Below are 14,662 nucleotides of genomic sequence, written 5' to 3' on the forward strand. Positions count from 1 at the left end.
GATTTTCACCCATGCGTTTCGCAAAGATGGGATCGCGGGGTCCCATCTGCCCGGTTTCCACCAGAATGAGCAGGCGTTCGACACTGGTCCTCAGGCGGGTTTGCTCGGCCCGCGCGTGAGACAATTCCTGTTCGCGCTGGACGCGCTTCTTGTCGGAAAGGTTCAGCACGTCAGCAAGGAGGATTTGCAGCCGCTCAGGTGCCAGCAACTGCTCCTCCACCGTTTCCAATACGAGATTGTCCAGCACTTCCCGCCGCATGCTTGGCGTGGCGCAAGCTCCGCCCTTGTTCACACGATTGGCACAAACATAATAGCTGTATCGCCCGCCCTTGCCGGTGCGGATCGTCATAGCGCAAGCGCATCCCGCCGCGCCGCATGTCGCAATCCCGGTGAGCATTGTGGTGCCGGCAGCAATATGAGGAGGGGTACGACGTGGATTGCGCGATGCGCGCAGCGCGTTGACCCTGTCGTATCTGGCCTGGTCGACGATGGCTGGGCATGGAACGGCGATCCAGTCCTCCGGTTCGGGCATATTGCCGTCATCGTCGGCGGTTTTGTCATAATAAACTCCGGTATAGGCGATGCGGCCAAGGATGTCGGCTATATTGCCGTTTGAGAACTTGGCCCCGCGCAGTGTCGTGCCACGCGTATTTAGCTCTGCAACAATCCAGCGCCCGCCGCGCCCCGCGTCGGCCCAGTCGAAAATCTGGTCGACCACCGCTGCTTCGGCGGGCACGGTGCGCAGTTTCATCCGCTCCTTGTCACCGTCCTTTCGTGCGACGTAGGATTCGTAACCGAAAGCCACCGGACCGCCATTGTAGAAACCCTTCGACGCATTCTCCCGGCGGCTCTTGCATGTGAAGACCGAAGCATCGATTGCACCCTGTTCGGCGGCGAAAGCCGTGAAGGTCTGGCCTAAGCGCTTGGCGCGTCCCTGGCCGAAGTTCTCGGTAATGGAGACGACTTCAACGCCCTCGTCGGCTAGTCCATCCAGCGCGTTGAAGAAAATGCGCATGTTGCGTGCCATGCGCGATAGGCGATATAGCAGCACAATGCCGACAGGGTAGGTGCCGTCCGTCGCCTGCGCGATCATCCGGTTGAAGGCGGGTCGCTTGTCGGACTGGCCGCTCATGCCGCTGTCGACAAACTCCTCTATGATCTCGATGCCATTCTTGCGCGCATACGCTTCGACGGCATGGCGCTGGGCGTCGATGCTCTGCGGTTTCCCATCTTCCTTGTCGACGCTCAGCCGCAAATAGACATAGGCACGCATGTTGGAGCTTAACTTGGGCTTGCGGCTGCGCTTCATCATCCATCCTCCGAAAATAGGGCGGCGAGGTCAGGGCCGAGCACCGCCAGCACGATTTGAATCTCTTCGCAGGAAATAGGCAAGTTCAAAGGCAGCTGGCTATATATCGGTATCGGACGCATGCCGCCGCGATTGGTTTTCCTGGGTTTTCGATTAGCGGGAACCTTTGCGTTGACGACGCTCGATCTGGCCGACGGGGATGAACCGTTTAGTTTTTCCGCCGACGAACCATTCGGCCTACGGCAAGCATGATCATCGCCCGCACACTCGTCTGTGTGCTTGCTGCCGCAGTGGGGGCATGGGAGGAGGGAGGCGGCCATTGCCGGTCTGCCGGGGCGTCAATGCTGGGTTTTAGCCTATGGTTTCCTCTATGACTTTCAGCAACCGGGCCTTCAGCTCGGCCTTGTCCGTCGCATCCAAAGACGATGGATCGATGAGGAAATCGAAGCGCAGGCGCTTGTCGGGAGATGCGTAGATTTTGATCGCCGGCTCGTCGTCCTCAGGCCCGGGGATGAAATCGAGGAGGCTCCACAGGTCTTCCATCCCAGGATCGATATCCTGTGACGGTTTGTCCAAACCCTTCGATTCCTTGATGCCGAGAGCAATTAGCGCTCCTGCCGTGTTAAACCGCTCAGGCTTGGAGAGAAGATCTTCAAGGCGTTTGCCGAGCGCTGCAACAGCGCCCTGCGCGGTGGCACGATGCTTGTTGTTGGCGTCTTCCTTCATTGCCGCTTCGCGTGCACACTGGACCTGATAAAGATAATCTATTGCCGGATCGCTAGACCGATCGAGGAGTTGGATGAAGCGGGGCGCTTCTTCATAGGCGACGGCGGCCTTAAGGTCCTTGGTGACCCTGGTGGCCTGTAGGCCGATCCGTGCCGCCAGGACGATTTGAGGGACGTTCCAGAGGTTGTGGAATTTGAGGAGAAGGCGTGCCTTGTCGATCTTCCTGGTGACCAGCGTCAGGAATTCTGAGGCAAAGCGCTGGTAGATCGCGTCCTTCTCCGACCCGTCCCACACCACGACGCGCACCATCATGTTTGCGGTGTTACCGAAATGAAATCGCATCGCCATGACGCGGGCCCAGCCGTCGACGACGACCCAGTTGCTACCGATCTTCTTGACCTGGATCGGGGCAAGCTTTTCAGGCTCAAGAACAGCGTGAAGGATGGCCTTCCCCCGTCCGCTGGAGAAGTCGTAGTCGTTCTGCAACGTGTAGGTGCCGATCTGGAGTTGATCCAGTCGAAGCATGAACTCATTATCCAGCTTTGGGGCAGCGGGGAACGTGCCTACTGCGGCTGCCGGTGGCGCATTCTTTGCGTTGCCTACAAGTTCTATTTCAAGTTGCCGGGAGGTGCTGGTGACGGAGCCGATGTCGAAATCGCCTGCATAGCGCCCGGCGTCATCGACCTCGGTGACGATGGTCTCAGCGTTGTCCTGAACGGCACCGTCCATGGCAGCATCGTCTGCAATTCCGACGGTGTTGCCGGCTTCCGATAGGGGTGTACGCTCGGAAGCGCTATCTAGGGTCTCACTGGACTTTTCATTGAAGACCTGGAAATTCTCTGGCGTGGTCATGTCCTGGCTCCCGCCTGCGGAGCAGAATGTCGGCAGGCGAAGATCCAATTACAGGCACAAATCGATGTTGATTAGCGATACCCTTTGAGTGCCAGAGATACTCCAATGTAGCCTACATCGGTGCGGATTTGCGCCCTTTCGTCGTTCGAAAGCATTTGCATGCTCTTGGAAGCTGACGTTAGCCCGCATTCTCTCAATCTCTGCCTTTGACTGGGTGTGGGACAAACCGGTCGTTCCGGCCAGAACCCTACGTCGTCGGCTTGCGGCAGAAGCGGACCTTTATGCGCCACAACTGCGTGGCGCCAGCGCCGGCGTTGACTCGCTAGCGCCGTCGAATTGGATATCGTCCCGGTCTCGGTGAAGATCGCGCACGGCACCGCTGTCGAGATGGTTGTGCCAGCGATTACCATTCCAAAGGCCGAACGACAATCGGAACCACTGCAGGCGCGCACGTGATGATTAGAACGCGCCGGGCGGACTTTCGTAAAGGACCGGACGCTTTGGCCGCACTGGTCGGGGCGAGTTGGTGGCGATACCGAATCAGGCGTGATCTACATGTCATGGCCAATGGTGCGGACCGGATCAAGCTGGTCTGTTAGGACGGCATCGACCTGTGCGGGATGGCCAAGAACCTCGAGTCCGGCAGCTTCAAGTGGCCGCGAATCCACGACGATGTGAGACGTGTGACCGTAGCCCAGCTCGGCGGACTTTTGGAAGGCTTGGACTGGCGCCGGGTGCATGGCGGTCGCCGCCCGATCGCTCCGCAGATTGCCACCAAACATTTCAACTACTAGCGAGCCATCAACTCTTTCGATGTCGCAACAATCAGGCACCGGTCATGATCCATAACGAGCGATCGTTTGGCCTGCTCTGCGACGAACGCTGCATGCCGTGCTACAGCCGCGCCGAACATCGCTGGACTTCGTCCTCCTAGCGCTTGGAGAACGACGAGCACCCGCAATTGCACCTCCGCCAAGGCAGCGCCGTCACGTGTGATCGGATTGAAAAAGCTTAGGAACAGGTCGTCAATGTTCAGGTCAGGGGCATGCACATGGTTGAACGGACCATCCTCTCGCTCGTCGGCAGCGGCAGCAAAAGCGAGAAACACACGCAGCCCAGCGCCAAGAACCTCAATTGCAGTCCCGGGGTCATTGACGGCAGGCGACAACGCACGAGAGGCAATCTCGGAGAGCACGATGACGCCGAAGCGCGGATCTTGCTCGAATTCGCGATCGTCCTCGACGGTCACGCAGGCGCGCAGATCTTCGACCACGCCGTCGGCGGCCGACGGTTGTACATGTATGACGGGTCGGCTCGGATGCACCAGGGATCCCGGCATGGCACCAAGATGGACAGTGAGATCGTTTTCCTTGGCGATCTCGTCCAGCCTAGCCACATCGATATGAACAACAATGCCGCAGCGCGCGGCGTTGATCGCTTGTGCCTGATTGGATATTGGCACCTGAGGCTGGGCACCGAGCCGAGGCAGCCTTCCTGCCTGACGGAAGGCCGGCAAGGTCGCCTCCTCCACACGGCGGATCGTATCACCAACACGACCGAACTTCCCCAGTTGCTCGATCCAGCGCAGCAAGGTCGCAACGATCACGAACAGGACGACGAGCGTCGCGAAGAACAGGATGATGCGGCCCTTGCCGCCATAGATACCTGCTGCGAGACCGATCACACCTACAATGCTGAACAGGAAGGAGCCGACGAAGGTCGCGAGCGTATTTTGGGCAACCGAATCGGTCAGCAGCAGCTTGGTCGAGCGTGGTGTGACGTTCGAGGTGGCGGCGGAATAGGCCGCAACCATGATCGAAAGCGAGAAGGTCGTCACCGCGAGCATGCTCGTGGCGAGAATGTTGAGGATATGGTCGACCGACCCGGCTGCGAGCGTGAGGCTGGGATCATAAGGGAGGTAGGGGCCGACAAACGCTGCGAGCAACGCGACAATGACGGCCGCACCGCTGAACAGCGAGGCACGTACCCAGATTTTCTTCCTGAACTGGCGGAGCAGCCATGCCGTTTGACCGAGCAGGGACGCACCCTTATCCTTGCCCATGGTCCGCCTCGGTCTTTGCTACGGCCCTTGGCGCCGGAGGATTACTGCCCGCCGGCCAGCCCTCGCGCTGATGGCGTCGGTCGCCATCGGTAGCTTCGGACTGGTCGTGGAATAGCAGGACCTGCGTTGGGAACGGCAGATCAATGCCGTGCTCTCTGGCGGCTCTGAAAATGGCGAGCACAACCCGGGCACGGACGTGGACCTGCTCGGCTCGCGCCGAATCCGCCCACCAGCGGGCCTTGAGATCGACCGTCGAATCGTTGAGCGCCCAAGGGAGTACCTCGGGCGCCGGATCGGCGAGCACGCCCTCGACCGCCGCAATTGCGGCGATGAACGCATCGATCGCTGCGACTGGATCGTCGCCATAGCCGATTCCGACGATGAAGTCGTCGCGGCGCTGCGCATAGGCCGTGTTGACCACCACCGGCGAGGTGTAAATGTCGCTGTTGGGTATGATCACCCGGCGCCCGTCATAGGTCTTGATCAGCGTCGCGCGGCTTTCGATGTGTTCGACCGTGCCCTCGAAATCTTTGACGACGATCTGGTCGCCACGCCGATAGGGCCGGTTGATCAGCAGCAATATACCGGCGAGCAGGTTTTGCAGGATATCCTTGAAAGCGAAGCCAATCGCCACCGATCCTATTCCCAGCGTCGCGAGGATGTCGCCCGGATGCACGCTAGCAAAGACGATCGCCGCCGCGAACAGAAATGCCGCGACCAGCACCGCTCCGCGCGCCAATGAGCCCAGCAGAGATCCCAAATCGGGCCGCGCGCGATGTGCGGCAAGCCGCGCGATGGCGGTGGCAACCAGACCGGCCACTAGCCAGGCGATGGCAAGGAACACGGCGGCCACGAGTAGGTTGGGCAGCTGCAAAAAGAAGCCGTTGGCGAAGCTTTGCAGCTTGGCCATTATAAGGGAGGCAGGCTCCTTGATTATCTGTCCTCCTTATCTGAGTGGGGCGAGCGGAGACAGCAGCATGCCTTGAGCGATATTGCGGCGCCAGCAATTAATTACCGAGACTGATGCACGGCTATGGATTTGCCGCGAAGCGTAAAGATAGCTTCGAGCAGCGTCGCTGCTGAAAATGGTTTTGCGACAATCCTGATGCAGTCGTCGCTCCAGAATAGTTGGCTGGTCCAATTCGGAAGATCATTGTCAAGCACGGCCATATCATAGGGGCCTTGCGCCAAACGTATTCGCCCCACGTTTCACCATCCATCGCAGCCTCGATACAGGCATAGCTGACCCTGCACAGCGCTTTCATCGATAGCTTCCGGATCCGAACCAAATGAGAACAACGACGAACAGCGCAAAGCCAAGCTGTGGCAGCACCCTGACGAAGCCGGCTACATCTCGTTGACCGGGCCGATCAGAGCATCGAGAATCCATGACCCCTGCCAGCGGCTCAAGCGGGTCTGGTCCAACTTGCATTGCATCGCGCGCGTCGGGCGTCCAATCAAGAGCAGATGGAGCCCGGCACCTTTCTCCCTGTTCACATCGGCTGGATCGATGCACTCGCCCGTATCGGCCTTGCGATCTTGTTCGCGCTTTCGATCGGCGTCGAGCGTTTCGTCCACAAGAAGCCTGTCGATTTTCGGCCCTTCGTGATTATCTCGCTCAGTTCGTGCGGACTGGGGCTGCTTGTCGTCGAGCTGCCGTTCACCTCCGCCGACGCCAATCTGTCGATCGATCCGGCCAAGGTCATCAGCGGTGTGATGAGCGGCATCGGCTTTCTTGGCGCGGGCGCATTGTTTCGCGAGGGCGACATCGTCAAGGGAGCGGGCTCGGCGGCGTCGATCTGGTCGGCGGGCGCGATTGGCTTGATCTGCGGCATGGGCTTTCTCTGGCTGGCTGGATTGATCGCGCTTGGCATTGTGGTCCTGTTCTTAGTCAGCCGTCGCTTCGTCGAGACCGACCCTTACACTGCCAGCCTCGCCGGCGAAGATGAGGACAAGGCAGATACCTAGAGCCAGCTCATACGCTGCTCCGGCTCGAAACCGACGCCGGAACATGGCCAATAAACGGGCACGGGCCATAAGCTCGCCCGATGTTACACTCTCGCTCATGCGTCGGGGCTCGCTGACGGTCGGTCAGTCTCTCCTGCTCCGAGCCGGGCTGGCCTTGTCGCTGATGGCCGTCGCGCTAGCGGGCCATTGGTTCGATCGCGACGGCTTGCGCGACAACGTCGATGGCGCGGTGTCGTTCGTCGATATCCTCTATTTTACAGCGGTGACGATAACGACCGTCGGTTATGGCGACATCGTGCCGGTAACACCCCAGGCGCGCCTGTTCGACACGTTCGTGGTGACGCCGATCCGGCTTTTCGTGTGGCTAATCTTTCTTGGCACCGCCTATACGTTCGTGTTCCAGCGGACATGGGATCGGATACGCACGCGAATGATCGAGAAGACGCTATACGACCATCACATCGTCTGTGGCTTTGGCGCCGGGGGCGAAGCGGCGGTGACCGAGCTGATCCGCCAAGGCATCGATCCCAAGGCGATCGTCGTCATTGATTGCGATCCGGAACGGGTGGCTATTGCGGTCGAACTCGGCGTTACAGCGCTGACTGGCGACGCCACGCATAACGCGACGCTCGACGCCGCCTGCGTGGATTGCGCCAAGGCCTTGCTTGTCGCGCCAGGCCGGGACGATACCGCGGCCCTCATCGTGCTGAGCGCGCGCCAGCTCAATCCGACAATCCCAATCAGCGCGAGCGTCCGCGCGGTTGAGAACGAAGACCTGTTGAGCCAGGCTGGTGCGGCCTCCATCATCAATCCGGTGAGCCTTGGCGGACATCTTTTGGCGCGATCGTCCACCCATCGCGGTGCTGTCGATTACATCCGCGATCTGGCCGCGGCCGACGGTCGGGTCGCACTGCACGAGCGTTTGGCCACTGCCTCGGAGGTTGGCAGGTCGCTGCGCTCAATCGGTCCAGGCCTTGCCGTCCGCCTCCTACGGGCTGGGCGGGCGATCGGCTTTTGGGAAGAAGCGGCCGAAACCATCGAAGCGGGCGACGCTATCATCGAAATCGTCGCGCTGACAGAAGCCGCGCCTTCAGCCTCGGCATCGTGATGGCATTGTGACGGTCCCATCCCCCCATGCGATTGGCGCGATTCTGCTCACCGTCGCCATGTTCTACGGCTTCGTGTCGGGCCGGGCGCGGGTCGAGATCATCTCGCTGCTGACCATCAGCGCCATTGCGCTCGGACTCTACTCCTTTCCGCTCCCGGGGCAGGCGCCGACCGACGGGCTCAAACTCGCGTTCGAAGGCTTCGGCCATTACGCGCTGATCACGATCTGCGCGCTGATGGTGCTAGGCCGCGGGCTCGTGACCACGGGCGCGCTCGAACCGGCGTCGCGGCTGCTGACACGGGTGTGGCGGGTCAACCACCAGCTCGGCCTGCTCATCACCCTATTGCTGGCGATGGGCATGAGCATGATGGTCAACGACACGCCGGTGCTCGTGTTGCTGCTGCCCGTCATGGCCGCGATCGCCGCCAATGGCGGAATGGCCGCGTCCAAGACATTAATTCCAGTCAACAGCGCTGTGCTGATTGGCGGCATGGCGACGACAATCGGCACGTCAACCAATCTGCTGGTTGTGTCGATCGCGGGCGACATGGGGCTGCCGCCGATCGGCGTGTTCCACTTCACGCCGATCGTGCTGATGGCGGCGGTGGTCGCGCTGCCGTTCATATGGCTGGTGATGCCGCGCCTGCTGCCCGACAATTCGCTCGCCGCCGGGCATGAGCCGCGCCGCTTCGCCGCGACGCTGCGGCTCAGCGGCACCTCGCCCGCGCGCGACATGGACATAGACCAGCTCAAGAGCCGCCTGCCGGAACTAGTCGAGGTTCGCGGTCCGGTTGCGGGCGGACGACTGGCGGTCAGCGCAACACATGCGGCGCTGGAGGAAGCGATACGTGTGCTGGGCGCGACCGCCGCGCCCGCTTGGCTGATGGAGCGGCTTAAGAGTGGCTATGGCAAGACCGGCGAGGATTTGACCGTGGTCGAGCTGTCGATCCCGAGAGATTCTGGCCTGATCGGCAAGGGCGTCACCAACGCCAACCTTGCTGAACTCTACAATGTTGCGATCCTCGGCGTTCATGACGCGCGGCGCATGTGGCACGGCGACCGGCCCGTCAACGCCGAACCGCAGGCCGAACCCATGTTCGGCGAGGGCGACATCATCCTCGCCACCGGCGCGATGTCCGACCTGCAGAAGCTGGCCCGCTCGGAGAATCTGCTCGTCCTCGAAGGCGCCAAAGAACTGCCGCGCACCGCCAAGGCGCCGCTCGCACTCGCGATCATGGCTGGCGCAGTTGTGCCGGCGAGCATCGGAATCGTGCCGATCGCCATTTCCGCGCTGGCTGGCGCGATCGCGATGTTCGTCACCGGTTGCGTCCGCTTCGACCGGATCGGGCGCGCCTTGTCGGCCAAGGTGATCGTGCTGGTGGCGGCAAGTATCGCGATCGGACGCATCATTCTCGATAGCGGGGCAGCCGAATGGCTAAGCGGGCTCATCGCCATCGGGCTGCAATTTCTTCCCGCCGCCGGCGTTCTCGCGGCGGTGATGCTGTTCGTGACTGTGCTCACCAACTTCGCGTCGAACACTACAGCCGCTGCGGTCGGCACGCCGATTGCCTTCAGCCTCGCCCAAAAACTCGGAATTCCCGTCGAGCCGCTGGTGCTCGCGGTCCTGTTCGGGTGCAATTTGTGCTACGCAACGCCGGTCGCTTACCAGACAAATATGCTGATCATGTCGGCCGGCGACTACAAGTTCGGCGACTATACGAAAACCGGGCTTCCGTTGGTGGCACTGATGATCGTCACGCTATCGGGACTGTTGGTCTTTCGTTACGGTTTATACTGAATGCCGCTCGTCGCGAATAAGCGCTTCGAGACCGCGCAAAGTGCTCCTCACAGCTAAGCTGTGGGTTCCAATTTGCGAATTTCGTAAGCCGCATCGGCTTTCTGAATTAGATCCCCAAAGCGCCGAGCAAAGCATCTCCGAGCCCTTTGAGGCCACGTCCCCACAGGCCGCTCTTTCCTGCCCCCGCCGCGCGTTGCTCATAGAAGTAGCGACCAGTACCGTCGAAGCGGTCGTTGAACAGGCTCGCTTGCCCTCGCAGATACGGTTGAAACGAGGTCGAACGCGCCGCGCCGTACGAGACGCCCGCATCGAAGCCAAGTGTCAGCCGCCTGTCGATCTTGCGATTGCGCGTCGCCTCCTCGATTATGACGCCGTTGCAGCCCTGAACGATCAGTGTGCAGGGGCCGTGAAAGATAATATAGCGAAATTGCGCGGTGATCCATGAGATTAGCCAGAAGATGCGCCACGGTCGGGTGATGACGAGCCTCTGGCTTCGCTGCTTTACCACACCCAGGAGCGCACGAGGTTGAACCACGACGGCTCCACCGGTCGGAACGGTGATGGCTGCAACACGATGATTAGCGTCGATCCCCGTTACAACGAGGTGTTCGCGCTGGTCGCTGCGGAGACGCTGTAAATTTATCAAACCAGCGGCGAGGCAGCTAAATGGCATGCGCCAATCGAGCACATAAGCGTCGCTACCTCTGATGTCTGTGGCGCTGCTCTGTAGCCCTGATCGCAGCAGCAGTTCGCTATCGCGGTCAATCTGCACTTCAATGCTGATGCCCGACGAACCTGCCGCCATCGGTGGACCATCATCGAGCAGCCGCACCGGTCGTGTCCGCGCGGCGAGCGGGGCGATAACGAAGAAGGCGAGCAGCTTATGCAAAACCGGTAACAGCACCACGCCGAGCAGGATCAGAAAAGCTGTGCGACCGTGGCGCCGCAGCGCGGCCGTGGCCTGATTCCACACATAGCCGCTAGCTCGCTCGGATTGCTGATTCAATTCAGCTTGGTAAGCTTTGGAGGCACGCTCGAAGATTTCCGCACCGTCTTCCACCTGCTCCCGGCGAAGCGCCAGTTCTGTGACTGCGGAACTGCGGGCTTTCAGGGCTGCCGCTTCGACCTGCAAGGTCCGCCGATCCTGCTGAAGTTGTGCATCGCGCCTACGAATGTCCCGAACGAGGCCGCACCCCGGCAACTGCGGTGCACGTTGGCAAAGCGGATTCCGCCGTTGATTTCCCGCCCGATCTTGCCAGACGTTCCTTTGCCGTACCTGATCGTTGAACGCGGCCACCTTCCCGCGGTGTCGTGCACGATCCGCTTCAATTGATCGGACCTGCAACTGGCGGGTCGCGATCACGCGAAAGTTCGCGCGGCGCAGTGCAATGAGTGCTGCGGTTCGCTCCAGCAACGGAATCTCGACAAAGCGCGCCTGATAGCTGGCGACTACCTTTCCAGGGTCCATGGTAATGCCGGGACGTGCAATCTCCCGCGCGTGCGCATGCCGTTCCGCTACGTCGCGTTCCGCAGCCGTGAGTTCTGCATCGCCGGCGCGCAGTAAGGCGACGATCTCGCTGTCGGCTCGACCGACGTTAGCTTGCGCGGCGCGCTGAAACGCCGGGGCGTTCGCATTCAAGCTAGCCGCGACCTGCTCCGCCCGTTCGGCCTCAGCCCGCCACTCGCGCAGCTTGACCGGCAGGTCATGCGCCGATGCCAGTACCGCAACGATGACGATAAACGAAGTCAGCAACCACCCGGCCCTCCTCACCACAATGCGGAGAACCGTAAGCATTATTCGATTATCCGCCTGCTGCTAAACAGCGCATCTGTTAGGTGTCGCAGGCTAGCGATATCGTTACGCATCTGGGCCCTCAGTGATGCCCTCGTATCGCGCCCGCCACCGGTCGATCAGCCGCGCGATCGTCCCGCCCTGAGCGATCACCGCGAACAGCACAACGATGTAGGTCGCGGTCAGCTCGACCGAGCGCGAGAGGCCGTCGGGCAGGCTGAGCGCTAGCGCCACCGAAATGCCGCCGCGAAGCCCGCCCCAGATCAGGATCGGCGGCGCCAGCGGGCCCAGGTTGAGGAATGGCCGCATCGCGGCGAGCGGCAGCATGACCGCGACCGCGCGCGCGGCGAGCACAAGCGGGATCGCCGACAGCCCGACGACGATCAGGCGGACGTCGAAAGGGATAGTGACGACCACGAGGCCGATCAGCAGGAACAGAACCGCGTTGAGGATTTCGTCGATCAGCGACCAGAATTTGATCAGATAGTCGCGCGTCGTATCGCTCATCGCGTGAGCGACGCCGTGATTGCCGATCAGCAATCCCGCCACCGCCATCGCCACCGGCCCGCTGATGTGGAGTTGGCGAGCGAGCGCGTAGCCGCCCATGACGATCGCGAGGCTGATCAGGACCTCGACATTGTATTCGTCGATCGAGCGCATTGCGCGAAACGCGACCCATCCGGTGACCAGGCCGAGCGCCACCCCGCCGCCTGCCTCGATGAAGAATAATTCGAGCCCCTGCGTCACCGAGAAGGCGTCGCCGCTGATCGCGGTGGCGAGGATGATCGAGAAGACGACCACGCCGACGCCGTCGTTGAACAGGCTCTCGCCCGCGACCGTCGCCTCCAGGGTCGGCCCGACGTTGGCGCGCTTGAGTACGCTCATTACCGCGACCGGATCCGTCGGGCTGATAAGCGCGCCGAACACCAGGCACCAGACCAACGGCACTTCCAGGCTGAGCGCTTGCGACAACACGAAGAAGCCGCCGCCGACGATCATCGTCGAGATCAGAACGCCGATCGTGCTCAGCACGAGGATCGGCCAGCGCCCGCGCCGCATCTCGTTCCAGTCGACGTGCAGCGCGCCCGCGAACAGCAGAAACGACAGCATTCCGTCCATCAGCGTGGCCTGGAAGTCGATCCCCGTAATGAACGCCAGAACGTCCTCGCCGACGGTGCTGCCGGGGAGCAACCGATCGATGCCGACAACGATCAGCGACGCGACCGCTCCCATCAAGGTTAGCCCGACCGACTGCGGCAGGCCAAGGAAACGATGGTTGAAGTAGCCGAGCGCGGCGGCCAGCACGATCAGGATGGCGGCCGCGTCGAGCGGAGTGATGGCGATGCCGTGGTTCATTTCTGTTCCGGGACGGCGGCGACGAGGCGAAAAGCGGGGCCAGCAGAGGGCGCAGGTACGGACCTTACGCCCCGCTCGCGCAACAGGGCGGCGATGGCCAGTCCGCGCCGCCCGGCCAGGGAGGGGGTGTTGTCAACCGATGGTGGCAGCCCCGGCACGGCCAGAGCCGGGATGTTCCACCGCCCGGCCGCCCAGGCCGACAGGAGAACGGTGCGGCGTGCCGCTTCGTCAAGTGAGTCGGAGCCATTGCCGAAACGCACCAATGGCATCGGCCCCAGAGGCGGCACCAAAGCTACGTTCCAGCCTTCCGCAGCAGCGGAGGCGCGGCGCTCGAGAACTTGATATGTCTCAAGGCTAGCGCCCGGAAGCACGGCCGCTGTCGCCATGACTCGCCGCTGGTCGTGATCGAGCGTGATCCGCTCCGTATCGACGCCCGCGGCCATCGACACGATCCGCGCAACCGCGCGATCAGCCGCCCGCGCGGCGGCGCTGGCTTCGCTCGACTGGCGGAGTTCGGCGCGCTGCGCGTCGATTGCTCCAGCTCCTGGGGTCAATAGCACCTGGTCGAGCTGAAGCTGGACGGGCCGACCCAGCGTCTTTTGCAGCTGCGCGCGAAGATCGTCACGGCTCTTCGGTGCCGCACGCGGGGCGATGATGACGGATCGAACCAGCAGCGGATTGGCGTCAAAGTCGATTTCGAGCTGGGTAACGCGGGCATTCGTCCCGAACCTCTGCGAGAGCGTATTGCGGACTTGATTGGTAACGAGCGATTCGCGCGCGATCTGCTCGAGCGAGATCGCCAGTGGCACTGCCATTGCGACGAACACGGCGAGCAGCAGGACCGTTTGCGCCCAGCTTTGGCGGTGCGAAAGAGAATGGCCAAATCCATAAAAGCGCGCGAGGATCATGGCTGTCAGCGCGATCGTGACGAAGTTTGTGACGAATAGCGCGGTCGACCCGGCCAAAACCGGCATGTTCCAGGTTGCGATCGCATAGCCGACCACCGCGAGCGGCGGCATCAGCGCGGTCGCGATGGCGACGCCGACGATCGTCTCGCCGCGGCCGCGAATGACCGCGAACGTGCCCGCCAGGGCCGCGAACAAGGCCACCAGTAGGTCAAACAGGCTGGGGCGGGTGCGGGCCAGGATCTCTGTGGTCGTCGCTTTCAGCGGCGAGGCCATGACGATGACCACTGTGAACGCCACCGCCGCTAGCGTCCCGATCGCCAGCGCGGTGAGCGACCGCCGCATCTCGACGAAGTCGAACAGCGCGAGCGAAAAACCGAAGCCGAGTATCGGACTCATCAACGGCGAGATTAGCATCGCGCCAATCACCACGGCCGGCGATGACAGCAGCAAACCGAGTATGGCGATGCCCGCCGACATCATGGTCATGAACGCGTAGCGCGGCGACCATCTGCTGTCCTCCACGATCCGTGCGACGACTTGTTCGTGACTGACGCTGCCGACGATCGACGTGCGCCACCAGCGATAGAGCGGGACATGGTCCCAACCCGGATTGCTATGCGGACGCGCGCTTTGAAGCTTATCCTCGTTCACCTGATTGCTGTTCGTTTTTGCATAGTGGCGTTACCCTAGCCGGGAAACGCTGAACACTATAGTCCCGCTTCAGACACGGCACGCGTCGCACAGCCAGTCGCGGCATCGCGAGCGCGTCCGACCTGCAAACCT

Annotated in this window: 10 protein-coding genes and 1 pseudogene; 4 read left to right on the forward strand and 7 right to left on the reverse strand. The window is 61.7% G+C overall.

What is annotated here, in order from left to right; genetic code table 11:
• Positions 1-229: 229 nt before the first annotated feature.
• Both QHC67_RS19190 and QHC67_RS09990 read right to left on the reverse strand, forming a co-directional pair.
• Positions 230-1,312: pseudogene (locus QHC67_RS19190) on the reverse strand (recombinase family protein); the annotation flags it as partial.
• A gap of 348 nt (positions 1,313-1,660) precedes the next feature.
• Complete coding sequence (locus QHC67_RS09990; RefSeq protein WP_319293861.1) at positions 1,661-2,887, reverse strand: hypothetical protein; 1,227 nt, start codon at positions 2,885-2,887, stop codon at positions 1,661-1,663.
• Positions 2,888-3,507: 620 nt separating this feature from the next.
• Here QHC67_RS09990 and tnpB point away from each other — a divergent pair.
• Positions 3,508-3,681: an IS66 family insertion sequence element accessory protein TnpB gene (gene tnpB / locus QHC67_RS19195; RefSeq protein ID WP_413818522.1), complete on the forward strand. Its 174-nt coding sequence runs from the start codon at positions 3,508-3,510 to the stop codon at positions 3,679-3,681.
• Here tnpB and QHC67_RS09995 read toward each other — a convergent pair.
• Both QHC67_RS09995 and QHC67_RS10000 read right to left on the reverse strand, forming a co-directional pair.
• Complete coding sequence (locus tag QHC67_RS09995) at positions 3,678-4,949, reverse strand: DUF2254 domain-containing protein (protein ID WP_319293863.1); 1,272 nt, start codon at positions 4,947-4,949, stop codon at positions 3,678-3,680. The two genes, tnpB and QHC67_RS09995, sit on opposite strands and share 4 nt — an antisense overlap.
• Positions 4,936-5,859: a mechanosensitive ion channel gene (locus QHC67_RS10000; protein WP_319293865.1), complete on the reverse strand. Its 924-nt coding sequence runs from the start codon at positions 5,857-5,859 to the stop codon at positions 4,936-4,938. The genes QHC67_RS09995 and QHC67_RS10000 overlap by 14 nt, the downstream gene beginning before the upstream one ends.
• 557 nt (positions 5,860-6,416) lie before the next feature.
• Here QHC67_RS10000 and QHC67_RS10005 point away from each other — a divergent pair.
• From QHC67_RS10005 to QHC67_RS10015, 3 genes are read left to right on the forward strand one after another with little or no spacing between them, the layout of a single operon-like run.
• Positions 6,417-6,917, forward strand: coding sequence for an MgtC/SapB family protein (locus QHC67_RS10005; RefSeq protein WP_319293867.1), 501 nt, complete (start codon positions 6,417-6,419; stop codon positions 6,915-6,917).
• A gap of 43 nt (positions 6,918-6,960) precedes the next feature.
• On the forward strand, positions 6,961-8,025 hold the full coding sequence (locus QHC67_RS10010) for a potassium channel family protein (RefSeq protein WP_319293869.1): 1,065 nt from the start codon (positions 6,961-6,963) through the stop codon (positions 8,023-8,025).
• 7 nt (positions 8,026-8,032) lie between these two features.
• Positions 8,033-9,823, forward strand: a complete 1,791-nt coding sequence (locus tag QHC67_RS10015; RefSeq protein ID WP_319293871.1) for an SLC13 family permease — start codon at positions 8,033-8,035, stop codon at positions 9,821-9,823.
• A gap of 106 nt (positions 9,824-9,929) precedes the next feature.
• On the opposite strand, the gene QHC67_RS10020 is transcribed toward QHC67_RS10015, so the two are convergent.
• The 3 genes from QHC67_RS10020 to QHC67_RS10030 all read right to left on the reverse strand — a co-directional run bounded on the left by QHC67_RS10020 (position 9,930) and on the right by QHC67_RS10030 (position 14,530).
• On the reverse strand, positions 9,930-11,462 hold the full coding sequence (locus QHC67_RS10020; RefSeq protein WP_319293872.1) for a hypothetical protein: 1,533 nt from the start codon (positions 11,460-11,462) through the stop codon (positions 9,930-9,932).
• Between the two features lie 219 nt (positions 11,463-11,681).
• Positions 11,682-12,971 carry a sodium:proton antiporter gene (locus tag QHC67_RS10025; protein ID WP_319293873.1) on the reverse strand — a complete coding sequence of 430 codons (1,290 nt, stop codon included), beginning with the start codon at positions 12,969-12,971 and terminating at the stop codon, positions 11,682-11,684.
• Positions 12,968-14,530, reverse strand: coding sequence for a DUF389 domain-containing protein (locus QHC67_RS10030; protein ID WP_319293875.1), 1,563 nt, complete (start codon positions 14,528-14,530; stop codon positions 12,968-12,970). The genes QHC67_RS10025 and QHC67_RS10030 overlap by 4 nt, the downstream gene beginning before the upstream one ends.
• Between the last annotated feature and the right edge of the window lie 132 nt (positions 14,531-14,662).

Source organism: Sphingobium sp. (genome assembly GCF_033795625.1).
GTDB lineage: Bacteria > Pseudomonadota > Alphaproteobacteria > Sphingomonadales > Sphingomonadaceae > Sphingobium.